The organism is Klebsiella sp. M5al (genome assembly GCF_002090195.1).
Taxonomy (GTDB): domain Bacteria; phylum Pseudomonadota; class Gammaproteobacteria; order Enterobacterales; family Enterobacteriaceae; genus Klebsiella; species Klebsiella grimontii.
This window is the reverse complement of record NZ_CP020657.1, coordinates 3,704,423-3,730,476: the sequence shown is the minus strand read 5'-3', so window position 1 is coordinate 3,730,476 and position 26,054 is coordinate 3,704,423. Positions and strand designations below refer to the sequence as shown.

25 protein-coding genes and 1 pseudogene are annotated in these 26,054 nt (G+C 55.7%); 13 read left to right on the top strand and 13 right to left on the bottom strand.

The genetic code is table 11. The features are described 5' to 3' along the window. Positions 1-14: 14 nt before the first annotated feature. The gene (locus BWI76_RS17955) at positions 15-254 is read right to left on the bottom strand and encodes a YobH family protein (protein ID WP_004122000.1); all 240 of its coding nucleotides are present in this window, start codon (positions 252-254) and stop codon (positions 15-17) included. A gap of 159 nt (positions 255-413) precedes the next feature. On the opposite strand from BWI76_RS17955, the gene mgrB reads away from it, so the two are divergent. From mgrB to rlmA, 6 genes and pseudogenes are all read left to right on the top strand, one after another. Then, on the top strand, positions 414-557 hold the full coding sequence (gene mgrB, locus BWI76_RS17950) for a PhoP/PhoQ regulator MgrB (RefSeq protein WP_004134851.1): 144 nt from the start codon (positions 414-416) through the stop codon (positions 555-557). Positions 558-631: 74 nt separating this feature from the next. Beyond that, positions 632-922, top strand: a complete 291-nt coding sequence (locus BWI76_RS17945) for a YebO family protein (RefSeq protein WP_004134855.1) — start codon at positions 632-634, stop codon at positions 920-922. Positions 923-1,539: 617 nt separating this feature from the next. Next, a pseudogene (locus tag BWI76_RS17935) lies at positions 1,540-1,685 on the top strand (DUF2627 domain-containing protein). A 12-nt stretch (positions 1,686-1,697) separates the two neighbouring features. Next, positions 1,698-1,907 carry a transcription antiterminator/RNA stability regulator CspE gene (gene cspE, locus BWI76_RS17930; RefSeq protein ID WP_001062678.1) on the top strand — a complete coding sequence of 70 codons (210 nt, stop codon included), beginning with the start codon at positions 1,698-1,700 and terminating at the stop codon, positions 1,905-1,907. 190 nt (positions 1,908-2,097) lie between these two features. Beyond that, a complete protein-coding gene (gene ftsI, locus BWI76_RS17925) occupies positions 2,098-3,843 on the top strand; it encodes a peptidoglycan glycosyltransferase FtsI (protein WP_049089561.1) in 1,746 nt (581 codons plus the stop codon). Positions 3,844-3,903: 60 nt separating this feature from the next. Then, complete coding sequence (rlmA, locus tag BWI76_RS17920) at positions 3,904-4,698, top strand: 23S rRNA (guanine(745)-N(1))-methyltransferase (protein WP_004132162.1); 795 nt, start codon at positions 3,904-3,906, stop codon at positions 4,696-4,698. Positions 4,699-4,701: 3 nt separating this feature from the next. Here rlmA and mntP read toward each other — a convergent pair whose 3' ends face one another. From mntP to manX, 5 genes are all read right to left on the bottom strand, one after another. Continuing rightward, positions 4,702-5,268 (bottom strand): manganese efflux pump MntP, encoded by a 567-nt coding sequence (gene mntP, locus BWI76_RS17915; RefSeq protein ID WP_004121993.1) that lies wholly within the window; start codon positions 5,266-5,268, stop codon positions 4,702-4,704. 424 nt (positions 5,269-5,692) lie between these two features. After that, positions 5,693-6,151, bottom strand: a complete 459-nt coding sequence (locus BWI76_RS17905) for a DUF986 family protein (RefSeq protein ID WP_024357816.1) — start codon at positions 6,149-6,151, stop codon at positions 5,693-5,695. A 53-nt stretch (positions 6,152-6,204) separates the two neighbouring features. Next, complete coding sequence (locus tag BWI76_RS17900) at positions 6,205-7,056, bottom strand: PTS mannose transporter subunit IID (protein ID WP_004103307.1); 852 nt, start codon at positions 7,054-7,056, stop codon at positions 6,205-6,207. A gap of 12 nt (positions 7,057-7,068) precedes the next feature. After that, positions 7,069-7,869: a PTS mannose transporter subunit IIC gene (manY, locus tag BWI76_RS17895; RefSeq protein ID WP_004121991.1), complete on the bottom strand. Its 801-nt coding sequence runs from the start codon at positions 7,867-7,869 to the stop codon at positions 7,069-7,071. Positions 7,870-7,929: 60 nt separating this feature from the next. Beyond that, positions 7,930-8,898, bottom strand: a complete 969-nt coding sequence (gene manX / locus BWI76_RS17890; protein WP_004138485.1) for a PTS mannose transporter subunit IIAB — start codon at positions 8,896-8,898, stop codon at positions 7,930-7,932. A 446-nt stretch (positions 8,899-9,344) separates the two neighbouring features. Between manX and yoaE the strand changes: the two genes are divergently transcribed. Next, positions 9,345-10,904 (top strand): CNNM family cation transport protein YoaE, encoded by a 1,560-nt coding sequence (gene yoaE / locus BWI76_RS17885; RefSeq protein ID WP_049114332.1) that lies wholly within the window; start codon positions 9,345-9,347, stop codon positions 10,902-10,904. A gap of 36 nt (positions 10,905-10,940) precedes the next feature. Here the strand turns inward: yoaE and BWI76_RS17880 are convergent, their stop codons facing one another. From BWI76_RS17880 to pabB, 4 genes are all read right to left on the bottom strand, one after another. Continuing rightward, complete coding sequence (locus tag BWI76_RS17880) at positions 10,941-12,506, bottom strand: EAL domain-containing protein (RefSeq protein ID WP_024357818.1); 1,566 nt, start codon at positions 12,504-12,506, stop codon at positions 10,941-10,943. 131 nt (positions 12,507-12,637) lie between these two features. After that, positions 12,638-14,002, bottom strand: a complete 1,365-nt coding sequence (sdaA, locus tag BWI76_RS17875) for an L-serine ammonia-lyase (protein WP_004138492.1) — start codon at positions 14,000-14,002, stop codon at positions 12,638-12,640. A 162-nt stretch (positions 14,003-14,164) separates the two neighbouring features. After that, positions 14,165-14,743: a CoA pyrophosphatase gene (locus BWI76_RS17870; protein ID WP_004121986.1), complete on the bottom strand. Its 579-nt coding sequence runs from the start codon at positions 14,741-14,743 to the stop codon at positions 14,165-14,167. A 3-nt stretch (positions 14,744-14,746) separates the two neighbouring features. Next, positions 14,747-16,102 (bottom strand): aminodeoxychorismate synthase component 1, encoded by a 1,356-nt coding sequence (gene pabB, locus BWI76_RS17865; protein ID WP_024357819.1) that lies wholly within the window; start codon positions 16,100-16,102, stop codon positions 14,747-14,749. Between the two features lie 90 nt (positions 16,103-16,192). Here pabB and BWI76_RS17860 point away from each other — a divergent pair, with 90 nt between their 5' ends. Then, entirely contained in the window at positions 16,193-16,372 is a 180-nt protein-coding gene (locus BWI76_RS17860; protein WP_004103292.1) for a YoaH family protein, read from the top strand. 1 nt (position 16,373) lies between these two features. On the opposite strand, the gene BWI76_RS17855 is transcribed toward BWI76_RS17860, so the two are convergent. Further along, the gene (locus tag BWI76_RS17855) at positions 16,374-18,404 is read right to left on the bottom strand and encodes a heparinase II/III family protein (RefSeq protein ID WP_049089560.1); all 2,031 of its coding nucleotides are present in this window, start codon (positions 18,402-18,404) and stop codon (positions 16,374-16,376) included. Further along, a complete protein-coding gene (locus BWI76_RS17850; RefSeq protein WP_049089559.1) occupies positions 18,404-19,642 on the bottom strand; it encodes an alginate lyase family protein in 1,239 nt (412 codons plus the stop codon). Before BWI76_RS17850 ends, BWI76_RS17855 begins: the two co-directional genes overlap by 1 nt. A 525-nt stretch (positions 19,643-20,167) precedes the next feature. Between BWI76_RS17850 and BWI76_RS17845 the strand changes: the two genes are divergently transcribed. Genes BWI76_RS17845 through BWI76_RS17825 form a run of 5 tightly spaced genes read left to right on the top strand, consistent with a single transcriptional unit; the run spans position 20,168 to position 25,511 of the window. Next, complete coding sequence (locus tag BWI76_RS17845; RefSeq protein ID WP_004138498.1) at positions 20,168-21,457, top strand: ABC transporter substrate-binding protein; 1,290 nt, start codon at positions 20,168-20,170, stop codon at positions 21,455-21,457. An 11-nt stretch (positions 21,458-21,468) separates the two neighbouring features. Continuing rightward, entirely contained in the window at positions 21,469-22,410 is a 942-nt protein-coding gene (locus BWI76_RS17840; RefSeq protein WP_004121980.1) for a carbohydrate ABC transporter permease, read from the top strand. A gap of 9 nt (positions 22,411-22,419) precedes the next feature. Continuing rightward, a complete protein-coding gene (locus tag BWI76_RS17835; RefSeq protein ID WP_004121979.1) occupies positions 22,420-23,259 on the top strand; it encodes a carbohydrate ABC transporter permease in 840 nt (279 codons plus the stop codon). A gap of 10 nt (positions 23,260-23,269) precedes the next feature. Next, positions 23,270-24,364, top strand: coding sequence for an ABC transporter ATP-binding protein (locus BWI76_RS17830; RefSeq protein ID WP_004138500.1), 1,095 nt, complete (start codon positions 23,270-23,272; stop codon positions 24,362-24,364). A 7-nt stretch (positions 24,365-24,371) separates the two neighbouring features. Beyond that, a complete protein-coding gene (locus BWI76_RS17825) occupies positions 24,372-25,511 on the top strand; it encodes an alginate lyase family protein (RefSeq protein ID WP_029669640.1) in 1,140 nt (379 codons plus the stop codon). Positions 25,512-25,675: 164 nt separating this feature from the next. Here the strand turns inward: BWI76_RS17825 and BWI76_RS17820 are convergent, their stop codons facing one another. Further along, positions 25,676-26,020, bottom strand: coding sequence for a RidA family protein (locus tag BWI76_RS17820; protein WP_004113724.1), 345 nt, complete (start codon positions 26,018-26,020; stop codon positions 25,676-25,678). Positions 26,021-26,054: the final 34 nt, after the last annotated feature.

The window sequence follows — 26,054 nt, the reverse complement described above, 5'->3', positions numbered from 1 at the left end:
TAGCCCACTCGCGGCTAGCCGTTATCAACCACCGTGGCGCTTTTACGCAGAATAGGGCAATCGGTGATGCCGATAATACCGCTGCTGGAATGAACATACTGTGCGGTACTGATGCCGCGAGCCGTGAGATATTTACACTGCAATCCCAGCCCCCCGGCGTTCTCACTGCTGCCCATTAATACGCCGTAACCGCTTAATAACACGCCAATCCACAAGATAGCCAGCACCACAATGGTACGAATGATCAATCGCATTGTTGCCTCATTATTTGTATTATCCTTGCGTCCATTCTGGCATGAACACCAGTTGAAACAAGTCTATGATTCCTAAACTTGCCTTTCGTATTACAGTTAGCCGCGGTTTAAGAAGGTCATGTTATCCTGGCGACATCTGATACTGATGCGGAGTGTGGAGTGAAAAAATTACGGTGGGTTTTGCTGACAGTCATCATTGCAGGTTGCTTACTGCTATGGACTCAGATGCTTAACGTAATGTGCGATCAGGATGTACAGTTCTTCAGCGGCATCTGCACTATCAATAAATTTATTCCCTGGTAAGACATTTTTAATATGATTGATTTTCTTCTGCTGCGCGGGTGGTAGAATGAGCGCCTTCTCTTTGAGGTGGTGAAATGAGTGAGTTACTAAATCCTGGGATTGTAAGCCTGGCATCCGTGGCGCTTTCTGTTGTGCTGCTGCTTGTCGGCCTGTTGTTATGGTTTTTTGTTAATCGTGCCAGTTCGCGCGCCAATGAGCAGATAGCGCTGCTGCAGGCGCTGCTGGATCAGCAAAAGCGGCAAAACGCGCTGCTGCGCCGTCTCTGTGAGGCCAATGCGCCTGAGAAGGAGATCGCCGCTGAACCTTCAGTAGCCGAAAAGGGAAAAGGCGACGACGATTTCATCCGTCTTGTTGCAGAGCGCTGATCCGACCGACAGGTGCGCACGTTTGCGGTGTGCGCCTGTATCTCACCCGGTTGTATAACTTATTCTTATCTATAAAACCTCTTCAGCTTTTTTTCGCACGCACGGGCCAGCGGAAGCGGCTTTCCCACTCCGCCTTATATTGCTTTGTTTAATTAATCAAATAAAAGAATAGTCGGACTTCGCTGTCATCAGCTCTTCATTATTGTCGTGGAATATTAGTATAGACAATATTTTAAGCTCTTCAATTTACGCGTTTCGATATTATAAAATGACTGCGTTAAAGCAATTTTTCATCTATCGTTATGAGCTTTTATATGCATCTTTATGCAGTGACTTTTGTCTCCCCCTAAAATTGGCGGTTTCACTGCAGCCGGGGACGGGGGCTCTGAAGTCGTTGAGCTACGACGGATAAGTGGCCGCAAGAGAGGATATCCCGGGGGCGCAAGCAGGACGCGATAAGGATAAGTCGGAGCGAGCAAAGTCGCATAAATGTGCAGGCGATCAAATGATTCCCTTATAATCTGTGCGAGCGATCGAGACCCGTCTAAAAATGGCTTGCCATTATTTACGTAGTATGTGATAACACGTTTCGGGTTAAACGAGGTACAGTTCTGTTTATGTGTGGCATTTTCAGTAAAGAAGTCCTGAGTAAACACGTTGTCGTTGAATACCGCTTCTCTGCCGAACCTTATATTAGTGCCTCATGCAGTCATGTGTCAGTTTTATCTATGTAAGCGCCCCACGGGCGAAGAAAACAGTCTAAGGAATTTTGCAAATGGCAAAGATTAAAGGTCAAGTTAAGTGGTTCAACGAGTCTAAAGGTTTTGGCTTCATTACTCCGGCTGATGGCAGCAAAGATGTGTTTGTACACTTCTCCGCTATCCAGGGTAACGGTTTCAAAACTCTGGCTGAAGGCCAGAACGTTGAGTTCGAAATTCAGGACGGCCAGAAAGGTCCAGCTGCAGTTAACGTAACTGCTATCTGATTTAAGACCACTGAATCTTGTAAGAAAGCCTCGCAACTGCGGGGTTTTTTAGCATTTATTGCAAAACATGTCCATTTACCACCCTCCGTTGCGCTTTGTTGCAAATCAACATCGTTATTAGCACTGTTTAGCAATCTGTTTTGTCTATTTCTGTTAAATCAGATGCTTGCAAAATAATGATGGAGCTAAGGTGCAAAAGAACAAACTTAAGTCAGCCGCCAACTTTACCCCGCTAAGGTTTGGGTTGTTGTGCGTGGCGATTCTTTGCTGTATGGGACTGCTGTTGGTCCGGGTCGGCTGGCTACAAATTGTCTCCCCTGACAATCTGGTTAAACAAGAGGACATGCGATCGCTGCGCGAGGAGCCTATTGATGTGCAGCGCGGCATGATTAGCGACCGCGAGGGCCGACCGCTGGCGGTCAGCGTGCCGGTGAGCGCCGTCTGGGTCGATCCGCAAACCACGCTCGAAAAGGGGGGCGTCGGCTACGGTCCGCGCTGGCAGGCAATGGCGCAAGCTTTACATCTCAACCTTAGCGAGCTGGCCCATCGCGTCGAAGCGCATCCTCACGCGCGGTTTCTCTACCTGGCGCGCCAGATCAATCCGGAGCAGGCGGAGTGGATTGATAAGCTTCACCTGCCGGGGATCAATCTGCGCGATGAGTCGCGCCGCTTTTATCCGGCGGGGCACGTTGCCGCTAATCTGCTGGGTTTTACCAATATTGATAACCAGGGTATCGAAGGCGTAGAGAAAAGCTTTAACGCCCAGTTGACCGGTCAGCCCGGTCGTCGTCTGGTGCGTAAAGACCGGCACGGCAACGTCATCGAAAATATCACCGAAGTCCCGGCGGTTCCGGCCCACAATTTGCAGCTCAGTATCGATGAACGTCTGCAAACGGTGACCGAGGACGCGCTGGATAACGCCGTGCGCTGGAACAAAGCGGATTCAGGGGCGGCGGTGTTAATTAAAATCGATACCGGGGAGATTCTGTCGATGGCCAGCTACCCGGACTTCAACCCGAACAATCGCGATGATGCGAAGCTGGATGATTTTCGCAATCGCGCCATCAGCGATACTTTCGAGCCGGGGTCGACGGTTAAACCGCTGGTGCTGATGACCGCGCTCCAGCAGGGCATTGTTCAGCCAGATAGCGTGGTGGATACTCATCCGTTTGTCCTCGATGGTCATCGTATTCGCGACGTGGGTTACTATCCTGAACTCTCCCTCACCGGTATTCTGCAAAAATCCAGCGATACCGGGGTTTCGCATTTGTCGCTGGCGATGCCGATTCAGCATCTTATCGATACCTATAAAGCGTTCGGTTTTGGCGACTCTACCGGCCTGGGATTGACCGGCGAGAGCGCCGGGCTGATGCCGCAGCGCCGCTATTGGGGGCAGCTGGACCGGGCGACATTCGCCTTCGGCTACGGTCTGATGGTCACGCCGCTCCAGCTGGCGCACGTGTATGCCACTATCGGCAGCTACGGTATTGAGCGTCCGCTATCGATAACCCGTATTGATCCGCCGGTGATGGGTACCCGGGTGATGCCGGAGCGAATCGTGCATGAAGTCGAACATATGATGGAGAGCGTCGCTTTACCGGGCGGCGGCGGGACCAAAGCGGCGGTACGCGACTATCGGGTGGCGGTAAAAACCGGTACCGCCAAAAAAATCGGGCCGGATGGTAAATATATCGATAAGTACGTTGCCTATACCGCCGGCGTTGCGCCCGCCAGTAATCCGAAATTCGCGCTGGTGGTCGTGATGAACGATCCCAGCAACGGTTCGTATTACGGCGGGGCGGTTTCGGCGCCGGTATTCAGCCAGATTATGGGGGATGTACTGCGCCTGGAGAACGTTATGCCCGATGGGATGCCGCAGGGGGCGGAAAATCTTATCGTGATGCATCGCGACGGAGCCCCGTCGCCTGCGCTGTAACGGTGGCCTGGAGGGGCGAATAGCGCTACACTTTCGCCCTTTCAGCACACCGGAGTTGTCATGTCTTACAGTTGCCCACTTTGCCACGCGCCGCTTGAGCGCCGCGATAATAGCTATATCTGCCCGCAGCGGCATCAGTTCGATCTGGCGAAGGAAGGGTACGTCAATTTGTTGCCGGTGCAGTTTAAGCGCTCCCGCGATCCGGGCGACAGCGCTGAAATGATGCAGGCCCGGCGCGCGTTCCTCGACGCGGGGCACTATCAGCCGCTTCGCGACGCTATCTGCGCTTATCTGCAAACCTTCGCGCCGACGGATTTACTGGATATTGGCTGCGGGGAAGGCTACTACACGCACGCTTTTGCCGCCATTGCGGCCCATAGCTGGGGCCTGGATGTGTCGAAATCGGCTATCCGCGCGGCGGCGAAACGTTATCCGCAGGTCAGCTTTTGCGTCGCTTCCAGCCAGCGTTTGCCGTTTGAGAATGCGAGCCTGGACGCGATAGTACGTATTTATGCTCCCTGCAATGCCCTTGAGCTGGCGCGCGTTGTCAGGCCCGGCGGCTGGGTTATCACCGCGACGCCGGGACCTCGCCACCTGATGGAGCTGAAAGGGTTGATCTACGACGACGTGCGTTTGCACGCGCAGAGCAGGGAAGAGATGGCAGGATTTACCTTACGTCACCAGCAGCAGTTGGCCTATCCGATGCAGCTTAACGGCAGCGAGGCGGAAGCTTTACTGCAAATGACGCCGTTTGCGTGGCGGGCGAAGCCGCCGGTGAGGGAGGCGCTGCGCCAGCAGGCGCTGTTTGACTGCCAGACCGATTTTGCTATTCACTGCTGGCAGCGCGATGCCTGAGGATTAGCCTGCGAAATGGCTCCAGAGGATCTGGGCGCCAATGCCGATCAGCACGATACCGCCAAGGATTTCCGCCCGTTTGCCGAGCAGCGGGCCGATAAAACGTCCTACCATTATGCCCAGCGTCGACATCATCAACGTGGCGCAGCCGATAGCCAGCGCGGTGGCGATAATATTGACCTGCAAAAACGCCAGGCCAACGCCGACGGCCATCGCATCCAGGCTGGTGGCGAAAGCGGTGGTGACCAGTAGCCAGAAACCGTGACGGCGCGGAGCTTCGCACTCATCGCTATCGCCGCCGCGTAACCCTTCGATAACCATTCGACCGCCGAGAAAAACCAGCAGCACAAAGGCAATCCAGTGGTTCCATTCGAGGACGAACTGGCTGGCGAGCATCCCCAAACCCCAGCCGACAAGCGGGGTGAGCGTTTCGATAGCGCCAAAGATCAGACCCGTCCGCAGGGCTTCAGAAAATTTAGGTTTATGGAGGGTCGCGCCTTTTCCAATAGAGGCCGCGAAGGCGTCCATGGACATGCCGAAGGCAAGAAGAATTGTAGCAGATACATTCATGAGAGCGTCCTGACCGGGGATAATCCATATGACACATCGCTGCCCCCAGTAAAAATACGCAGCTCGCCTGATGATAAAGCGCCGCGTACAGCAGTGATGCGTCTATGGTCTCGCCTGATTGAATACGTTCTGCTTCAACCCGCACGTGCCACGTTTTGCAACGAGTATGTTGACACGGACATTTTCTGCCAGGCAGAAAATTGGCTACTCCCCAACGACGGGCGCAACCTTAACATAATTTTAGAATATAAAACAATAACAGAAATCGGTTATTTTTCCAACCAAATGATAACGATTTTCATTTCAATCTATAGGTAAATGATTAGTTAATAAATATCGCTGAAGTTAACGCCGGGAATATAGCCGCGGCTATATTCCCGGCGCGGGGGGAATGGGTAAATATAGCGCAGGCTATATTCTTAAGCTATTGAGTGGAAACGAGAAGTTTGTATATCTTTTCCAGATCGTCGATATTTCGTACGCGAATAAGCAGGCGCCGTTGTTCTAATTGCATAACCAGTACGCCATCTTCCGATAAATTCATCTCTTTAATGCGCTGATATTCGATCCAGATATTGGCGAAAAAAAAGCCCTGCTGCTTGAAGATGATTTTGGGAGAGCGGATCCAGAACAGATATAGCCCCATTAAGGCCAGGGCAGATAATAACCAGGTGGTGATAAGTTCGCCGTGGTTAGCAATATTGTTATAAATCAGGATAGCAATGAGGCCGACGAAGATAATGCCATCGACGCGGTTGCGGCGGAGCAGGGGGATAGCCAGCAAAACGGGGCCATTACGGCGCGGCATGATGAACTGGTCGTAAACCGCAAACGCGAGCAAAACGAGAATAAACAGGATTAACACCAGGTCCGTGATTGTCATCCATCCTCCAAATAAAAAAGCCGGGGGCAAGCCCCCGGCGCACAACGTGTTGATTACTGGCCCAGCAGTCCGACAGCGTAACCGGCGATACCGATGACGAAGAAGCCCACGATGATCCACAGGGCGTTAACTTTCTTACGCAGCAGCCACATACAGGCGAAGGTCAGCAGCAGCGGCACCAGGCCCGGCATCAGCTGGTCAAGGATGGTCTGCACGGTGGTGACGCGAGTCTGGCCATCCTGACCGGTGATGGTGGAAACCACCAGCGGGATGTTCACGTGCGTCCACTTGTTAACCAGCGCCCCCATGACAAACAGGCCGAGAATTGACGCCCCCTCGGTCAGTTTCTGCAGGAAGCCGCCGCCCATATCTTTAACGATGTCGATACCTTTACGGTAACCGTAAGCGACGCCGTAATAACGGGTCAGCAGACGCACCGCGTTAAACAGGATAAAGAACAGCAGAGGGCCGAGCAGGCTGCCGCTCATGGCGATACCTGCGCCCAGCGCGGCGAATACCGGACGAACGGTACCCCAGAAGATCGGGTCGCCCACGCCGGCCAGCGGGCCCATCAGGCCAACTTTGATACCGTTGATGGCGCCATCGTCGATTTCTGCGCCGTTAGCACGCTGTTCTTCCATCGCCAGCGTTACGCCAAGTACCGGCGCCGCAACGTAGGGATGGGTGTTAAAGAACTCAAGGTGACGCTTAATCGCCTGTTTGCGCGCATCGTTGTTCTCCGGATACAGGCGACGAATAGCCGGTACCATGGAGAAGCAGAAGCCCAGCGCCTGCATACGTTCGAAGTTCCATGAACCCTGGAACAGGTTAGAACGAATGAACACGCCACGAATATCACTCTGAGTGAGTTTTTTCTCGGTGGTATTTTTAGTCATATCAACCATTTCGCTCACCTGTTAGTCCAGTTCGTTGTCGAGATCGTTATTACCAGCAGCCTGCGCAGGCGCACCCGCGACGCGGTTATATTTCGGGCTCAGCTGAATGTAGAGGACAGCCATTACCGTACCAATCACACCCAGAGCAACCAGGTTGAAATCGGTGAACGCGGCGGTAACAAAGCCCAGGTAGAAGAACGGCATCAGGTAGCCGGCGCGCATCATATTGATGACCATCGCGTAACCCACTACCACGATCATGCCGCCCGCGATGTTCAGACCGCCGGTAACCACTTCAGGAATGGCGTTCAGCAGACCCTGTACTTCGCTGGTACCGACGGAAATCGCCACGATAACCGCAGGAATAGCGATACGCATCGCCTGCAGGAACAGCGACGAAACGTGCAGCCAGGAGATGGCCGTCAGGTTGCCATTTTCCGCCGCTTTATCCGCAGCGTGCTGGAAGGCAACGGTAATGGTACGGACGATAATGGTCAGCACCTGGCCCGCTGCCGCCAGCGGAATTGCTAGCGCGATACCGGCACCGATGCTTTGGTGGCCCGCGATAACCAGAACGGTTGAGATGATGGATGCAAGCGCAGCATCAGGCGCAACGGCGGCGCCGATGTTCATCCACCCGAGGGCGATCATTTCCAGGGTACCACCGATGATAATACCGGTTTTCATATCCCCGAGAACGGCGCCAATCAGCGTACAGGCCACCAGAGGACGGTGGAACTGAAATTCATCAAGTACCGACTCCATACCCGCAATACACGCGACGATGAACACCAGCACAATCTGAAGAAGGGTAATCTCCATTGTACTTCTCCTGTTGATTAAGTCTTAAGTTGAAAATTGAGTTGCGATCCGCAGAGAGGCTTATTTCACCTTGCCGATCAGATCCATCATTTTCAGTTTCTGGTCGGTGGAAACTTTGCGGGCTTCCAGTTCGATACCGCGGGCGTTCAGCTTCTTGAACGCTTCAATATCTTTTTCATCGACCGAAATGGCGTTATTCACCTGCGTTTTGCCCTGACGGAAAGCCATGCCGCCGATGTTGACGCTGGTGATTTTCACACCGCCTTCAACAACACGTTCAACGTCCGTTGGGTTAGTGAACAGCAGCATAATGCGCTCGCCTGCGTATTTGGGGTTGTTATAGACGCGAATCATCTTCGCCACGTCTACTACGTGGGCGGTAACGCCCGGAGGAGCAACCTGGGTCAGCAGCGTTTTACGTACGGTATCCGCCGCCACTTCGTCGCTGACGACGATAATGCGCGAAACGTTAGTTTCTTTGGTCCAGCGAGTGGCGACCTGGCCGTGGATTAAACGGTCATCGATACGCGCCAGCCCAATAACCATGTAGTCGTTTGGACCCATTGGCTTCAATGGCGCTGCCGCTTTCGGCGCTGCAGCCTGAACCGGAGCAGGGGCGGCCTTTTCCACCGGCTTCGCTTTCAGTGCTTTCACGCCTTCACGACCGGTTTCCACCGCCAGGGCGACCAGTTCATCAAACGAGGGGTTGTCGTCGCGCGCCATCAACGTTTCGACCAGCATCGGGATATTGACGCCCGCGATGACTTCATAATGTTCTTTATCGACGACAATGCGGCTGGCCGCGTTAAACGGGCTGCCTCCCCATGTATCGACGAGAAATAACACGCCTTTAGCCGTATCCAGCTTTGCCAACTGGGCGTTGTACTTCTCAATCAACGTTTCTGCGTTTTCGCCAGGAACGAAATCGATCCAGCCAACGTTTTCCTGTTCGCCCAGCAGCATTTCTGCCGTTTTTAACAGCTGTTCTGCAGCCCAACCATGTGTGCCTATTACAATAGCAATCGTCACTTGCTACCTCCTTTATAATCGTGAATGCATCATCTGTTGTGATACATCCTGAATCACTCTTGCGAACAAAATCGATTCAGTAAGGGTGTAAGATATAAAGTAATTACTACAGCGAATTATTTTAGACAGTGAAAAAATAATTAATGTGATGAAGCTCCGCTAATTTTGCATCGGTTGGTAATTATTTTGCAGCGCAAAAAATAGTCTTAGCTATTGCAAAGACAGGTAAATTTTTTCCAATATTGCTCTATATTTTGCTATGTTTACGTTCCGTTTAATTACTCAGGAGTATAGGGCATAGCCCGCTATATGGACCGTCACCGACGTCATTTCACCTTCCGGCATGCGCGTGCCGCCGTCACCTGCTACGTCTTTTCACCAGCAACAAGTGTCTCGTCTGTGCATGACACAGCGATGACTATGCCTGTCGTTAACTGGAGCTGCTCATGGAATTCTTAATGGATCCCTCTATTTGGGCCGGTTTGCTGACGCTTGTCGTCCTTGAAATCGTACTGGGTATCGACAACCTGGTGTTTATCGCCATCCTTGCCGACAAGCTGCCGCCTAAGCAGCGCGATAAGGCGCGCCTGATCGGCCTTTCGCTGGCGCTGTTTATGCGTCTGGGGCTGCTGTCGGTCATTTCGTGGATGGTGACCCTGACGAAACCGCTTTTCAGCGTTGCCGATTTTTCGTTCTCCGGACGCGATCTTATTATGCTGCTCGGCGGGATATTCTTGCTGTTTAAGGCGACCACCGAACTGCATGAACGGCTGGAGAACCGCCAGCATGACTCCGGTCATGGTAAAGGATATGCCAGTTTCTGGGTGGTGGTACTGCAAATCGTCGTACTTGACGCCGTGTTCTCGCTGGATGCCGTGATTACTGCGGTCGGGATGGTTAACCACCTGCCGGTGATGATGGCGGCGGTGGTGATTGCGATGGCGGTGATGCTGCTGGCTTCGAAGCCGTTGACTAATTTCGTCAACCAGCATCCGACGGTGGTGGTGCTCTGCCTGAGCTTCCTGCTGATGATCGGCCTGAGCCTGGTGGCGGAAGGGTTTGGTTTCCATATACCGAAAGGTTACCTGTACGCCGCGATTGGCTTCTCGATAACCATCGAGTTCTTTAACCAGATTGCGCGCCGTAACTTTATTCGCCATCAATCGACCCTGCCTCTGCGCGCGCGTACTGCCGATGCGATCCTGCGCCTGATGGGCGGGCGTAAGCAGAGCGCCCCGGCGCACGATAGCGACAGCTCGTCCGTGGTGCCGATACCGGAAGGCGCGTTTGCGGAAGAAGAGCGCTATATGATTAATGGCGTACTGACCCTGGCCCAGCGTTCGTTGCGCAGTATTATGACCCCGCGCGGGGAAATTAGCTGGGTGAACGCCGAGCAAAGCGAAGATGAAATTCGCCGCCAGCTGCTCTCTTCCCCGCACAGCCTGTTCCCGGTCTGTCGCGGCGAGCTGGATGAAATCATCGGTATCGTGCGGGCGAAAGAGATGCTGGTGGCGCTGGAAGCGGGTGACAACGTGGCCGCGCTGGCTTCCGCCTCTCCGGCGATTGTGGTCCCGGAAACGCTGGACCCGATCAACCTGCTCGGCGTGCTGCGCCGCGCCCGCGGTAGCTTTGTCATCGTGACTAACGAGTTTGGCGTCGTACAGGGGCTGGTTACGCCGCTGGACGTACTGGAGGCGATTGCCGGTGAGTTCCCGGATGCTGACGAAACGCCGGAAATTGTCATCGATGGCGACGGCTGGCTGGTGAAAGGTTCAACCGACGTGCATGCGTTGCAGCAGGCATTGGGCGTAGACGATCTGGTCGATGAGGATGAAGATATCGCCACCGTTGCCGGCCTGGTGATTGCCGTCAACGGCCATATTCCGCGCCCTGGCGACGTGCTTGAGCTGTCGCCTCTGCAGTTCACCATCATTGAAGCCAACGACTATCGCGTCGACCTGGTGCGCGTCGTCAAGCTGCGTCAGTACAACGACGAAGAAGAGTAACGTTGATGCCCGTCGGCCTCAGGCCGGCGGGCATTTTTAGGCGTTCATTTCCCGACGCTTTTCCGCCGCCAGCCACTGCGGAAAGTCCTCTACCGGCATTGGCCGGGCGTAATAAAACCCCTGCAATAAATCGACGCCGTTGCCGCGCAGATACGCTTCCTGATCCTGGGTCTCGACGCCTTCCGCGACCGTCACAATTTTCAGCCGATGGGCGAGAGCAATGATCATATCGGTCACCGTCGCGTTAACGCTATCAATCCCAATGGCGCTGGTAAACGATTTATCAATTTTCAGGACATCAGGGCGCAGCTTTTCCAGCCACGAAAGGGAGCTGTTGCCGGTGCCGAAATCATCGATAGCCAGCTGGACCCCTTTGAAATGAAGATGCTCGGCCATATGGTGGTCGCCATCCTGCAGGACGTCACGCTCGGTGAGCTCAACGACCAGCTGCTGAATGGGATGGGCGCTAAACCAGTAGTGATGCAGATCGCGCAGCAGCTCGCCGTTGGCGAAATGGCGGGCGGCGACGTTAATGCTGATGTGAAAATGTTTGTCCTGCGGAAAGCAGGCTAATTTGTGGGCCGTCTGGGAGATCACATAGCGGGTGAGGGGGACGATCAGGTTATATCCTTCGGCTATCGGAATAAACACGTCCGGCGAGATTTCGCCTCTGCGCGGGTTATTCCAGCGCAGTAGTATCTCAACGCCGCAGCACTGCCGAGTGCGCAAGTTCTGCAGGGGCTGGCACCAGAGGGCGAACTCGTGCGCGGCAATACCGAGATTAATTTCGCGGGAAAAGCTCATTCTTCCGGCGGTCGCCAGCCAGGCGATGCCGGTCATTAACAGGCTGATTACCAGCGCCAGCGGAAGCTCGGCCGGCAGTTCGTTAAGGGCGACCGCCGAGGCTCCTGGCCCGCTGACGCTAATGGTAAAGGGAAACTCGGTCGACGGCTGGCGGTAGATGATTTGCTCGCCCGGCAGGGCTTCCTGTTTACTCAGCCCCGAACCGCTAATAAAGCTTCTTTCGCCGACGTTAAGGCCAATTCCGCTGATTAGCGCTGATTTTGCGTTGAAAATTAACTCGCCCAGCAGCTCGATATTGATCACCAGCAGCACGCCGTCGGCGCCGCTAAGCGAAGCGGGATACCACTGGATAAGCACCGGCGTTCCTTTGAGCAGCGAGGCGTCGTAGCTGAAGGTGAGCAGGGGGTGATGGGTGGGTAATGCCGGCTGTAGCTGGTGTATCGGAATGTTGCGTTGGCCAAAAATACTCGAGCAGTACAGCAGGTTCGACTGGACCAGCGCGATGGAGCGCACCGTTTGCAGCGACGCCGCCAGCTTACGTAACGTGAGGTGCACGTCCTGACAGGGCTTATTGACAAGATGCAGTAGCGCGACGTGCTGGGCCGCCAGAGGCCGCAGAATATTATCCATAGCGGCCACCATCTTGTTGGTGCTCATCTGGACGCGTTGCTGATTTAAGCTACGCTGTGAAATAAATCGTATTACTAAGGTTGTTGTCAGCGTCAGTAGCGCGACCAGCAGGCAAACCAGAATGCGTTTCCGGCGATAGGTTGTGATGACTTTTTGTGCAGTCTGCATGCGCGACGCCCTGTCGGCTAAAAGTGTTAATGAGAGTAACAGCCGTTATAGAGCAAGTGTAGTGGGCGCAGATAATAATATAGAGCGGAAAAAGAAGAATGCGCCCTTGGGCGCATTCTGTTGAGCAATGATTAGTCGCACTGAACTTTGATAGCCAGGCCGCCGCGCGACGTTTCCCGGTATTTGGCGTTCATGTCTTTACCGGTTTCATACATGGTCTCAATGACCTTATCCAGCGAGACGCGCGGCTCGCTGGTGCGGCGCATTGCCATCCGGCTGGCGTTAATCGCTTTGACGGAGGCAATCGCGTTGCGTTCAATGCACGGAACCTGTACCTGTCCGGCCACCGGGTCGCAGGTCAGTCCCAGGTTATGTTCCATGCCGATTTCCGCCGCCACGCAGACCTGCTCCGGGCTGGCGCCAAGGATTTCAGCCAGGCCCGCGGCCGCCATCGAGCAGGCCACGCCCACTTCGCCCTGACAGCCCACTTCCGCGCCGGAAATGGAGGCGTTCATTTTGTACAGCGTGCCGATAGCCCCTGACGCCAGGAAATAACGAATATAGATATCCGGACTGACGGGCTCGATAAAGTGGTCATAGTAGGCCAGCACCGCCGGAACGATGCCGCAGGCGCCGTTGGTCGGGGCCGTTACCACCCGGCCACCGGCGGCGTTTTCTTCGTTGACCGCCAGCGCAAACATATTGACCCAGTCCACCACGTTCATCGGGTCGTTAGAGAGCTTATCGCTGGCAACCAGCATCCGTCGCAGCGCCGAGGCGCGACGAGGAACGCGCAGCGGACCGGGCAGGACGCCTTCGGTATTCATCCCGCGATCGATACAGGCGCGCATGGTCTGCCAGATATTGGCGAAATAGTCTTCAATCTCTTTTTTGCTGTGCAGCGCCAGCTCATTCTGCATCACCATGCCGGAGAGCGACATGCCGGTCTGTTTGCAGTAGCCCAGCATCTCCTGAGCGGATTTAAACGGATACGGAACGGCGAGTTCGCTGGCGCTCTCTTTGCCGAAATGTTCTTCATCGACGATAAAACCGCCGCCGATGGAATAATACGTTTTACTGTAGATCTCTTTCTCGCCAGACCAGGCGTGAATGGTCATGCCGTTTTCATGCAGCGGCAGGTTGTCGCTACGAAAACGCATGCCGTCATTTTTCGGGAAGTCGACTTCATGCTGCCCCTGGGCCAGCAGCAGGCGTCCGCGCTCTTCAACGTCGCGGATAAACGCCGGAATCGCGTCGATATCGACCGTATCGGGCTGATTGCCCGCCAGCCCCATAATAATGGCGATATCCGTGTGGTGGCCTTTGCCGGTTAATGACAGTGAGCCGTAGACGTCGACCGCCAGGCGAGTCACTTCATTAAGCAATCCCTTTTCGACCAGGTCATCGACGAACTGTTTACCGGCCTTCATCGGGCCTACAGTATGGGAAGATGAGGGACCGATCCCCACCTTAAACATGTCGAATATACTAATCACGCTAACACTCCTGACAGGGTTGCCGCGGGTGCGGCAACGATGTAATAACTGCGCATAGTGTAAGAGGGAACCGGGCCATCAGCTTAAGTATTCACATGAATTAAACTAATGGGTAACCATGGATTTACTAATGCTGAGAACGCCGTCTCAGTTTTAGTATAGCTAAGGGCGGGAGCCTATCTGTAGCGCCAGTTCACGGATAATGCCGGCGGTCATTCCCCAGACAAAATAATGCTGATACCAGGATAGCCAGACGCGATGCGAATTGCCGCGGCGATGGATATCCAGCGGGTGATAGCGCCCCAGGCGCAGCGCTTCGGCCAGCGGCATTTCGAAGACCGCGGCGACTTCATCCTGGCTGGCGTGATAGTGCAGGTCAGGCGGAATAATGCCCACCACCGGGGTGACCTGAAAACCGGTTACGCTATCGACCGGCGGCAGAACGCCGATCACCTCGACCGACTCCGGCGGGATCGCCACCTCTTCGTGGGCCTCGCGCAGCGCGGCGGCGATCAGGGTCGCATCGCTGTTATCCACCGCGCCGCCGGGGAAGGCGACCTGGCCCGCGTGCTTGCGCATCAGCGGCGAACGCTGGGTCAGCAGCAGCCCCGGCTGCGGGCGGCGCACAATCGGTACCAGCACCGCAGCCTGACGCTGGTTGAGCGCGTGGCGCGTCGGCTGCGGGCGCAGAAGCTGAAAACGCGAAAGGAAATCGTCAAGTTCGAGGGCGCTGTCCGCCATGTGCTAGCTCTCCAGTTGATGCAGGATACGATTAACTTTATCAAAAGTTTCCTGATATTCCGCCGCCTCTTCGCTATCGGCCACAATTCCGCCGCCGGCGGAGCAGTAGATCCGCCCCCGGCAGGCCGTCAGCGTACGGATGGTAATGCTGGTATCCATATTGCCGCAGAAGCTGAGATATCCGATGCTGCCGCACCACGCGTTGCGCCGCTGCGGCTCCAGTTCATCGATGATCTCCATCGCTCTGACCTTCGGCGCGCCGGTGATTGAGCCGCCGGGAAAGGCCGCGCGCAGCAGGTCGGCGGCGTGCAGATGCGCGGGCAGTCTGGCGGTCACGGTGCTCACCAGATGATGCACGGCGGGGAAGGGCTCCACCACAAACAGCTCAGGAACGCGAACGCTACCGGGGACAGCAACCCGGCCAATATCGTTACGCATTAAATCGACGATCATCAGGTTTTCGGCGCGGTCTTTTGCTGAGTTCGCCAGCTTTTGCGCCTGCAGCGCGTCCTGCTCAGGATCGGCCAGCCTGGGCAACGTCCCCTTGATGGGCCGGGTCTGAATTTCGCCTTGCCGGAGCTGAATAAAACGCTCGGGCGACAGGCTTAATATGGCGCCCTCCTGGAGGCGAATAAAGGCGCTGAACGGCGCGCGATTAACACGGTTTAGCTGACGGAAGGCCAGCCACTCATCCCCGCGATAGCTCGCCGTAAACCGCTGCGCCAGGTTAACCTGATAGCAGTCGCCGCTGTGCAGATAAGCCTGAACCTGGCGAAACTTTTCGCCATACTCCGCGCGGCTCATATTTGAGCGCCACCCTGAGGTGAGGGCAAAGGGGGCCGCGGCAGGCTCGGCCTGCGCTTCCAGCCACGCCAGCCGCGCCTGCGGATCGCCATAGCTGAATAACGACACTTCCCGGCGCTGATGATCGACGATTAACGCCCAATCATAAATGCCTACCGCCATATCCGGCAGATCGATATCCGCCTCGGCCTGCGCCGGCAGATTTTCAAAGCGACGACCCAGATCGTAGCCGAACAGCCCCAGCGCCCCGCCGAGAAACGGCAGCTGCGGATGAGCCTGCGGCTGCAGGTTAAAGCGCGCCAGCTGTTGATGCACGAGAGTGAGCGGATCGGCGGCAGAGGTTGAGACGGTTTCCCCATCGTTTATGACGGTCATATTGCCGCGAGTCACCAGCGTTGCGCGCGGCTGGGCGACAACAATGTCAAAACGATTATGCGGATGTTCGGCAAAACCCGAGTGCAGCAGCATCGCCCAGGGCTGTGAACTTAATGGGCTAAAATAGTCTTCAGCGGCATCCGGACGCCAGGGCAGGGAAAGCATAGCGGGGGACAACATGGTCTTCTTTAATCCTGATCGTGACCGCCCGCTGGTATACGAGAGGACGGCGTGAAATAATTACGCCCCACAATGTAGCAGGAGTAAGTGATGTTTGCAGGTTTACCTTCGCTGAGCCACGAGCAACAGCAAAAAGCAGTGGAACGAATTCAGGAGCTGATGTCGCAGGGCATGAGCAGCGGCCAGGCCATCGCTTTGGTGGCGGATGAACTGCGCGCCTCGCATACCGGAGATCGGATTGTGGCGCGCTTTGAGGATGAAGACGAGTAAATTACTCTGCGTACTGAGGTGAGACGCCGCTTTCCGCGAGCGGAAGGATCGCATCAGGTCGTTTCCCTGGCTCGTCGTACAACGTCACGTGCGTCACGCGATCGCCGCGCCAGAAGGTAATTTGCGTACCGACTGGCGTATGGTGCACGTTCACTTCCGTCAGCGGCGCGCTGTTTGCCAGATCCCACAGACACACAAAACGCGCCTGCGGCAGGTGATTGCGTATGACCAGATAGCTAAGATTGCGAATCGCTGGGTTATCGGGCGCCAGCCCTTGCCAGAGTTCACCATCACCGGACAGCCAGAGCGCAACGGTATCGCCGCCGCGCGCAAAGTGGCGCGGCTGACAGCCGTTCAGCGGCGTCACGGTTGCTTCGGTCATTCGCCGCAGCGGGCCGCTGAGCGAAAAGGGCCGGGCCGTGCCGCTCTGGTCCAGCGCCTGTGCCGCCAGATGCAGCGTCCAGTCGAGCTGCTGGCGATGCGGGTTCTCCACGGAGGACAGATCGATCAGCACATCTTCAAGCCACAGCAGGCGACGGCGGAAGCGCACGTCCCGCCAGGCCGTAGCGTCCCATTCGACGCGGCTATGGCTGTTGAGCTCCGGCGGCGGTTTGCCCCAATCAACCTCGCTATCCAGCCACAGAAAGTCGTCATCCATATGCCGGCCCAGCACCTGCGGATTGGCCGGAGGCTGGTTGCTCTGATTAACGCAAAGCGTATTGTGGGTGGCGCTGTTTTTGTAGTAGTCGTAGTGCATTTTCGCGCCGTAGCCGGTGGTGCCCATATCCGTGAGCAGCCAGCCGTCGCGATGCCAGAGCATCAGCCCCAGCCGGTCGTAATGGTCGTGTTCGCCGCCCCAGGGACTGTGCTTAATCAGCAGCGCCTGCTGCGGCCGTCGCCATAGCGTCAGACCCGCGCCCGGCGCAAACAGCGACTGCTGCGGGATGAGCGCCAGGGGGGATTCCGGCAGAGACCGTTCGCGCCATAGCAGGGTTTCACGCTCATCGGGCGCCGTTTCGGTAAACTGCAGGACCGCGGCGTACTGCGGGTCACGCCAGATAAACCAGGCGAACTCGTACAGATCCCGGTGATGGAGCTTTTCCTGCCCGGCGAGGCAGTCATTAAGGCGGGGGAAAGTGCCGTCCGGCAGCAGCAGCGCCAGCGGGAACTTCAGCATCGCCTGATACCAGGGGCCGTCCAGCAGGCTCCAGCGGGTGCCGCGCGCCAGCTTCTCGAAGGCGAAAAAGCCCTGCAGCGCATAATAGTGGTAGTGAATCGAACCTTCGAACCAAAGCCCTTCCGCCAGCAGGCCGTTTTCCAGCTGCCAGCGCAGGCCGTACGGCTGGTTAACGGCAAACTCCAGCAGCGCTTCATCTTCGAGGACGAAACCCAGTACGCCAAGCGCCGCGCTGATTTTGACTTCATGGTTGTGAATCTGCGGACTACGATGGTCGCGCAAAAACGTGGCCGCACAGCGCAGCAGGTTTTCACTGATGTGCCGCTGCTCGCCGGGGGGCAGGCTGTCGCGAATAAAGTCATAACCCAGCGCCATTTCCAGAATGCAGTTGGCTTCGCACAGCGTCTGGGCGTTCATCTTTCCCGGCCCGTTGTTGGGAATATCGCCGTGAATCGCATAGCCGGGATAGACATCCGCGTAACCCATCAGCAGCGTGCGAACTTTATCGCGATACGCCGTTTCGCCGGTCAGCCGCCATAGCAGGCCAAGCTGCTGACAGGCGCTGGCGTTTCGGCCATTCATCTCGCGCCACCAGGCGCCGTCCCACGGTTCGCCGCTAAATATTTCCCCATCGACCGGGCAGGCATGCTGGTAGGGCGTATCCGCCCGCCACGTCAGGCGTACGCCGTGGCGCGGACAAAAGTAATAGAGATTCCAGCTGGCGATGCCTGACTGCGGAATGCGAACCGCTGCCTGAAGTACCGGCTGCGCATCCTTCACTAGCCGTTCAAGCAGTCCGCTATTCGCGGCTGCGCGTCCGACAATGTCGGGCCAGAGCCCAGAAAATTGTTTCATTAGCGGTTATCCCTGACCTCTGACGATGCGGAAAGCGGGGCGATAAGCGTCGTGATATCGTCGGGATATTTCGCCCGCAGCCACTGCGCTTTGTCACTGAACAGCGGATCTTCCGGCCAGGCGTGTGCGGCGGTGGCGATATTGCGCAGCGCTTTCTTGTCATCCATTTTATCGATATCTTTCCAGGGCCATGGCGTATCGCTGTTAATAAACCCGGCGATGTACTGATAGCCTTTGCGCAGGCTATGGTCGTCGAGGGTGAAGTTCCAGATATCGACGCCCGCCTTCTCGCCCAGTCGCCCGAGGCGGTTGTAGGCTTCGAGGTTGAAATTGCTGTAGTGCCACGGACGCGTGCGCTCCAGCTCGGCCATCTGGCGGCCTTCAATATCAAATTGTCCCGCAATACGCCGCAGCTGGGTGATGTACAGGCGCTTTTTCGCCTCGTCGATTTTACCGCTGAACAGCGCGAAGGCGGCGGCCTGCATATCAAAATAGCTGCCGTGATTGTTATGCCAGTTCTCTTCTTCAAAGCCGTTCTGGCTGGTGGTCATCCAGTGGTAATAGTCGCCAAACCACTGCCTTAATGCGCTAACGTCGTTATCGCTCAGCGCAGCTGAGGATTGCAGCAGGGCGATCGCGTCAACGACATCAACCAGCGCGCGGCTATCAATAATGCCGATACCGCGTCCGGTATTAATGCCGGGAATGGCCTGGGCATGCTGCAGGTTGGGGGTCATTCGCGTTTTGGGATCGAGGAACCAGGTCTTTAACTGCGCAGCCGCTTTTTGCGCGTAGCGATCGTCGTGAGAGAAGTACCACGCCAGCGCCAGCGTTGACACGTCGTTACTCATTTTCACCAGCCGGTTTTTATCGGTGGCGTCACTATTGGCGTCAGGGTTGGTTTGCCCATCTTTGCGGATATAGGGAAGCCCGTCCTGGGTATCAGGGTTTGGCCACCAGTAAGGCGGAAAGCTGTAGTAGTCGTGCTTATTGCCGCTGGCGGCGACCAGCGTTTTATCCATCACCGAGAACAGCGGATGATTGAGCGCCAGATCGGCTTTCTTTAGCAGCGCCGCTTGCGCCTGAACAAATAGCGGATCTTTCGCGGCGATCTGCTGGCGGCTAAAGGCTAAATCCTTTCCGTCTAGCGTGTACGGCTCAGCGGCATACGAGGCGGCGCTCAGGCCGGAACAAAACAGCGCAATGCATAACAAACCTCGGCGAGGTATTGAGTTCATCGTGATAACCCTTCTGCAAATATGAGAAAAGATAACAACAGAATTATACCTGACGCGTATTTAAAGGACGCGAAAAACAGGCGGTGTAATTAAAAACAATATATTTAAATATTCGATGGCGAGCAGTGTAAAAGACAAAGTGATTTTTTTTGTGACGTCCTTCAAGTTTAACGGCCTGGATAAATAATGACGCTATTAATGCAGTGTACATCACGTATTTTGCCGTTTTTCTCTATTTTTTGAATCTTTTAACAAAATTAGTAAATTTATAATATATTGATTTTAAATGTTATTTGTTTTTCGTCACTTTTCTTGTCACTTTTTGGTGTGATCTATCTCAATTTTCTGGTTTTTGAAACGCAATTTCTTTTTTGCATGGTTGTATTGGGAAATACATTTCTATCTAATGAATGGAAATATTTCTTGCGTCAGCTGTATTAACGCCTGAGCGATATTCACATTTCTTTTTATGTATTAATTGAGAATTTAATTACCTTGGTGCCCTACAATAAAGGATATGCCATCATGTCTGCCAATAAATTACGTTCATTGTTACTTCTTACCGCGCTCGGGCTCGGCGTTAGCCAAAGCTACGCCGCGACTACCCTCAACGTCTGGATCCGCGCCAGCAATGACTCGAAGAATATCTACAAACAAGAGGCGGAAAAGTTTGAAGAAAAAACCGGTATCAAAATTGAGTATTTCAACGCCACCACCGACTTTGAACAGCGGCTGGCGCGCGCCACGGCGGGCAACGCCTTACCCGATCTGATTTTTAACGATGCGGCGTCGCTGGGGCAGTTTATCCAGTTGGGTATTGCCGAAGAAATTGACCCGCAGGCGATCGCGGGCGGCGACCAGCTATTCCAGACGGCATGGAAGAGCACCCGCTATATCGACGGTAAATACTATGGCGTACCGACCTCCGCGCAAACTTTCGCCCTGTTTGTGCGCAAAGACTGGCGGGAAAAACTGGGGCTGCCGCAGCCGAAGAGCTGGGATGATATTCAGGCCCTGGCAAAAGCCTTCACCACCCAGGATCCCGATGGCAACGGCAAAAATGATACCTACGGATTTATCGTTCCCGCCTCCACGACGCGCGGCTACGCCAGCTGGTTTATGAGTAGCTTTATCTGGCAGGCGGGCGGCGATTTCGTTAAAGAAGAGAGCGGAAAATTCAGCGCTTCGCTCAATACGCCGGAAGTGGCTCAGGCGATGACCTTTATGCGCGCCATGATGTGCGACAAAGTCACGCAGCCGGGGGCGATTAACGCCACCACCGCCGACGTTATTCCCTCCTTCCGTTCCGGGCAAAGCGGCATGTTCTTCAGCGGCCCGTACCATATCGCGCTGTTCGATAAAGACCCGGGTAAAGACAACTTTGAAGTGATTCCGGTGGTGGGGCCTAAAGGTGAGGCCACCCTCGCCGAGGGCACCACGGTCTTTATGATGAAGAGCAGTGTGCAGAAAGAGGCGGCGCGTCAATTTATCGAATTTATGATTTCCCCGGAAGGTCAGGAAATCGGCATGGGTAAAGGCAGCCAGCATATACCGGTGGTGCGCCTGCCGGTGAATAAGAACGTCGACGTCAAAGCCGTTTATCAGGACGCGCGCTGGGAGACTTTCGCCCGACTTTACAATGAACAGGGGCGCTACGTGCCGCAAATTCCCAACTGGACGCCGGTGCGTCAGGTGGCAGCCGAAGGCTTTAACCGCATTTTTGCCGACTGCAGCAGCGATATTCCCGGCGAGCTGAAGACGCTCGACGGCAAGGTGAACGCTGAGCTGAAAAAACAAAATGTGCTGGCTAACTGAGGACATAGGTTATGACGCTGCATGAGACGAAGTCCTCGCCGATAAAGCAGGCCGCTTCGCCTGACTCGGCCGGATGGCTGAGCGCAAAGCGTAAGCGGGCGCTGATCCCGTGGCTGTTTTTAGCGCCTGCGCTAATTATTTTCAGCTGGTTTAAGTTTATCCCCATGATTCAGGGTCTGGTGATGAGCTTTTACAAGGTCAACTTTAATCAGCCCAACGAGTGGGTAGGGCTGGATAACTTCACCCGCGCTTTTGCCGACGCCGAGCTGCACGCGGCGGTGGTGAACACGCTGCTGTACGTGGTGGTAACGATGTTCGCCGCGGCTATCCTGGCCTTCTTTCTCGCCATGCTGCTGGAAGGTCCGGCGCGCCATCTGCGTTTTATTCGCACCGCCATCTTTTTACCCGCGGTCACCAGCGCGGCGATCGTCGCCGAAATGTGGCGAATTTTATTCAACCCAACGCCCAACGGCGTGGTTAACCACATCCTGAGCTGGTTTGGCGTCGCCGACCAGGGCTTTCTTGCCAGCTCCGATCAGGCGCTGGGGGTCATCATGCTGCTGCATATCTGGAAGGCGGTGCCTTACAACATGGTGATTTTTATTGCCGGCCTGGCGGGGATCAGCCGCGATTTATACGATGCGGCGAACGTTGACGGCGCCAGCTGGTGGAACCGCCTGCGCTACGTCACGCTGCCTGGCATGATCCCGGCGCTCTCGGTGGTGCTGATGCTCTCCTTCATTCGTGGTTTTCGGGTGTTTGCCGAGGTGTATGCCACCACCGGCGGGGGGCCGTCTAACGCCACGGAAATGGTCATGACCCACATCTATAAATTGGGTTTTGAGCAGTTTGACTATGGCTACGCTTCGGCGGTGTCGTTTCTGCTGTTCACCTTCACGGTTTTGTTAACCATTTGTCATCTGACGCTGAAAAAACGTATCGCCCGTTACTAAGGAGCCGCGATGTTAAGTAAACGTTGGGATACAGCAGGACGCTGGTGCATCTACGCGCTGCTGCTGATTGTCTTTGTCGGTCCGTTCTGGGGCATCGTCGCCACGGCATTCAGCGGTGCGCCGGTGAAACCGGGCGAACTGCTGGCCTGGCCGAATCAGTTCTCATTTGAAAACTTCATCTTTGCGTGGATGGATATTGGCGTCTGGCAGTATCTGCTGAACTCCATTCTGGTGGTGTTCTTCGGCACCGTTCTGCAGGTGTCGGTCAGCGCGCTGGCGGCCTATGCGCTGGCGCGGAAGAAGTTTCGCGGCGTGGCGCTGGTGAGCCTGGTGATTTTGTCCACCATGATGCTGCCGGAAGAGGTCATCGCCATTCCGCTGTACATGATTATTAACTGGCGACTGCCGTTTATCGATGCCTCGCTCTACAACAGCTACCTCGGGATGATTTTACCGGTTGTCGGCTGGGCGTTCTCTATCTTTGTCCTGACTGAATTTATGTCGGCGATTCCGAAAGAGCTGGAGGAGGCGGCGCGGATTGATGGCGCTAACGAGTGGCAGATTTTCTTCCACGTCATCCTGCCGCTGGTGAAACCGGCGCTCGGCACGGTGGTGACCTTCGGCTTTATTATGATTTGGGACCAGTACCTGCTGCCGCTGATCGTGGTCAACCAGGACAGCCTGAATACCATTCCGGTGATCCTCGGCACGCTGCGTACCGATGAGAGCATCACGCCGAACATTTTTATCGCCATAACGCTGCTGGCGATGCTGCCCAGCATCATCGTCTACCTGGGTCTGCAAAAACATTTTAATCGCGGGATTATGTCCGGCGCGGTCAAAGGATAAGGAGTTATCAATGGGATCTGTTGTACTGAATAGCGTGCGTAAATCGTATGGTGACGCGCACGTGATTAAAGACGTGTCGTTGACTATCCCGGACGGTGAATTCTGCGTCCTTGTGGGCCCCAGCGGCTGCGGCAAGTCCACGCTGCTGCGCATGATTGCCGGGCTGGAAGAGATTTCCGGTGGCGAGGTGCATATCAACGAACGCAACGTCACCGAGGTAGAACCGAAGCTGCGCGATATCGCGATGGTGTTCCAGAGCTACGCGCTCTACCCGCAGATGACGGTACGTGAAAATATGGGCTTTGCCCTAAAGATGGCTAAACTGCCGAAAGCGGAGATCAATCAGAAGGTCAATGAAGCGGCGGCGCTACTGGGGTTGGAGCCGCTGCTGGAACGCCTGCCCAAAGATCTCTCCGGCGGCCAGCGCCAGCGCGTGGCGATGGGGCGGGCGATCGTGCGTAAGCCGCAAGTATTCTTATTCGATGAACCGCTCTCCAACCTTGACGCCAAGCTGCGAACCCAGGTGCGCGGCGAGATCCGCGAACTGCATCGTCGGCTGAAAACCACCTCGGTATACGTCACCCACGATCAGATTGAGGCCATGACCATGGGACAGATGATCGTCGTCCTGCGCGATGGGCGAATTGAACAGGCGGGTACCCCGCTGGAGCTGTACGACCGGCCGGCGAATCTGTTCGTGGCCGGATTTATCGGTTCGCCGGAAATTAACCAGCTTCCCGGCGAGGTTGTGCTGAACGGCAACGCGACCAGCCTGCGTCTGAAAGATGGCTCGCTGCTGGCGTTGCCCGCGGGGTTACGGGTGACCGACGGCCAGCAGGTGGTGTACGCCATTCGCCCCGAGCAGGTCAACGTGGTCCATGAAGCGCGCGACGATGCGCTGGCGGCGAAGGTGACGGCGGTGGAGAACACCGGCTCGGATATGCAGCTCTTCTGCGATACCGGCGGCGGGGCGTTTACATCGGTGTTCAAACAGCGTCTGGCAGTAAAAGAGGGGGATAAGATATGGCTACAGCCGAAACTCTCGGGCGTGCACCTCTTTGATGCGCAAAGCGGTCAACGCATAGCGTGCCGGGAGGAAGTTTAAGGTGGCGATGAAGCTGTACACCCTTGATGAAACCTGCCTGGAAAACGCCCGGGCGGGCTTAAAACAGCCGTTCTCGCCGCTGCAGCTGGCGCTGAGCAAGCTGGTGTCAGAGGCCGACATTCTGCGCCGCGAAGCGCCGGAAAGCGTGGTGCACAAAAAACTGCGCCCGGCGAGCGGCGATGCGCACGATTACTACAGTCTGGGGACCTACTGGTGGCCAAACCCGCGGCGTCCCAACGGGCTGCCCTACATTCGCCGCGATGGGCATATCAACCCGCAGTGTGAAAATAACGATACCGACACCTCGCGCATTATCCGCATGTGCGAACGCTGTCTGACACTGGGACTGGCGTGGTACTTCACCGGCCAGCGCCAGTACGCGCAGGCGGCGGCCGTGCAGATCCGCTGCTGGTTCCTCGATGCCGACACGCGAATGAATCCGCATCTGAACTATGGCCAGGCGATCCCGGGGATTGTTTCCGGCCGCGGCACAGGGCTGATTGACACCCGCTTAATGTGGATGGTGGTGGATACCATCGGCTTGGTGAGTGCGGCGAACGTGCTGGATACCGACGATATTATCGGCCTGCACCAGTGGTTCCGCGATTTTAACCACTGGATGTACTACAGCGAAATTGGCCACTCAGAGTACGTCTGGCACAACAACCACGGCACCTGGTACGACGCCCAGCGGACGGTTAACGCGCTGTTCTATGGCGATAAAGGGCTGGCGGCGCGGATCATCGAGCAGGGGATCACCCAGCGGATGGCGGCGCAGATTGACCAGGATGGCAAGCAGACCATGGAGCTCGAACGTACCATCCCTTTCCACTACTCGCTGTTTAACCTGGAAGCGCATCTGCTGCTCAACCGCTATGCCGAGCACGTCGAGTTTGACCGCTGGAACGCCATCCGCGATGGGCGAGGCGTGAAGCAGGGGATTGATTACCTGGTGCCGTTTATTCGGGAACCGGATCTCTGGCCCTATAGCGACCTGCAGGGGATTGTGTGGGATAGCGCGCTGCGCGTGCTGCTGCAGTCTGTGCGGGGGTATGCAAAACAAGCCGGCAGCTATCGTGAAGCGCTGAAATGCGTGCCGCAGGAGACGCTGCAGCTGAAGGAACAGCTCATGTGGTGCCCGGGCTGATACAACAATGCTTCTTGCCTCCCGACGGCGCTGCGCCTGGCCGGCCTGGCTGATATGTAGTCCAGATAAGGCGTTTACGCCGCTATCCGGGGAATGCGCAGGGATTGAGGCTTTGTCTTCCCGGGCGGCGCTACGCTTGCCCGGGCTACGGGGCCACGGCTGTCTTACACTGCGGCGATGATTTTAATCTCGACTTTGTATTTCGGATTCATCAGCTTCGCCTGTACCGTACAGCGTACCGGGGCATGACCGGCGACGACCCATGCATCCCAGGCCTGGTTCATCGCTGCAAAATCTGCGCCGTCGGCAAGGAAAATCGTCGCATCAAGAATACGCGACTTGCTGCTGCCCTGTTTCTCCAGCACCGCGTCAATCTGCGCCAGGGTATCGGCGGTTTGCGCGCAGGCGTCGGCATCCAGGTTGGACGGCACGCCGGTGTAGTACAGCGTCTGGTTGTGAATCACCACATCAGACCAGCGGGCTTCGGCATCAATACGCGTAATGGTCATGTTTATTTCCTCTTTGTTCCGGTTCATTAAGCTG

Bases quoted from the DNA above. Each gene is read 5' to 3' on its own strand.
- BWI76_RS17840 (WP_004121980.1), top strand. From the start codon at position 21,469: ATGACGCTGCATGAGACGAAGTCCTCGCCGATAAAGCAGGCCGCTTCG.
- BWI76_RS17905 (WP_024357816.1), bottom strand. From the start codon at position 6,151: ATGACAATCACGGACCTGGTGTTAATCCTGTTTATTCTCGTTTTGCTC.
- rlmA (WP_004132162.1), top strand. From the start codon at position 3,904: ATGTCTTACAGTTGCCCACTTTGCCACGCGCCGCTTGAGCGCCGCGAT.
- BWI76_RS17860 (WP_004103292.1), top strand. From the start codon at position 16,193: ATGTTTGCAGGTTTACCTTCGCTGAGCCACGAGCAACAGCAAAAAGCA.
- BWI76_RS17825 (WP_029669640.1), top strand. From the start codon at position 24,372: ATGAAGCTGTACACCCTTGATGAAACCTGCCTGGAAAACGCCCGGGCG.
- cspE (WP_001062678.1), top strand. From the start codon at position 1,698: ATGGCAAAGATTAAAGGTCAAGTTAAGTGGTTCAACGAGTCTAAAGGT.
- yoaE (WP_049114332.1), top strand. From the start codon at position 9,345: ATGGAATTCTTAATGGATCCCTCTATTTGGGCCGGTTTGCTGACGCTT.
- BWI76_RS17880 (WP_024357818.1), bottom strand. From the start codon at position 12,506: ATGCAGACTGCACAAAAAGTCATCACAACCTATCGCCGGAAACGCATT.
- BWI76_RS17855 (WP_049089560.1), bottom strand. From the start codon at position 18,404: ATGAAACAATTTTCTGGGCTCTGGCCCGACATTGTCGGACGCGCAGCC.
- BWI76_RS17945 (WP_004134855.1), top strand. From the start codon at position 632: ATGAGTGAGTTACTAAATCCTGGGATTGTAAGCCTGGCATCCGTGGCG.
- BWI76_RS17835 (WP_004121979.1), top strand. From the start codon at position 22,420: ATGTTAAGTAAACGTTGGGATACAGCAGGACGCTGGTGCATCTACGCG.
- BWI76_RS17850 (WP_049089559.1), bottom strand. From the start codon at position 19,642: ATGAACTCAATACCTCGCCGAGGTTTGTTATGCATTGCGCTGTTTTGT.
- BWI76_RS17870 (WP_004121986.1), bottom strand. From the start codon at position 14,743: ATGGCGGACAGCGCCCTCGAACTTGACGATTTCCTTTCGCGTTTTCAG.
- BWI76_RS17955 (WP_004122000.1), bottom strand. From the start codon at position 254: ATGCGATTGATCATTCGTACCATTGTGGTGCTGGCTATCTTGTGGATT.
- BWI76_RS17820 (WP_004113724.1), bottom strand. From the start codon at position 26,020: ATGACCATTACGCGTATTGATGCCGAAGCCCGCTGGTCTGATGTGGTG.
- mntP (WP_004121993.1), bottom strand. From the start codon at position 5,268: ATGAATGTATCTGCTACAATTCTTCTTGCCTTCGGCATGTCCATGGAC.
- BWI76_RS17900 (WP_004103307.1), bottom strand. From the start codon at position 7,056: ATGGTTGATATGACTAAAAATACCACCGAGAAAAAACTCACTCAGAGT.
- BWI76_RS17845 (WP_004138498.1), top strand. From the start codon at position 20,168: ATGTCTGCCAATAAATTACGTTCATTGTTACTTCTTACCGCGCTCGGG.
- BWI76_RS17830 (WP_004138500.1), top strand. From the start codon at position 23,270: ATGGGATCTGTTGTACTGAATAGCGTGCGTAAATCGTATGGTGACGCG.
- manY (WP_004121991.1), bottom strand. From the start codon at position 7,869: ATGGAGATTACCCTTCTTCAGATTGTGCTGGTGTTCATCGTCGCGTGT.
- pabB (WP_024357819.1), bottom strand. From the start codon at position 16,102: ATGTTGTCCCCCGCTATGCTTTCCCTGCCCTGGCGTCCGGATGCCGCT.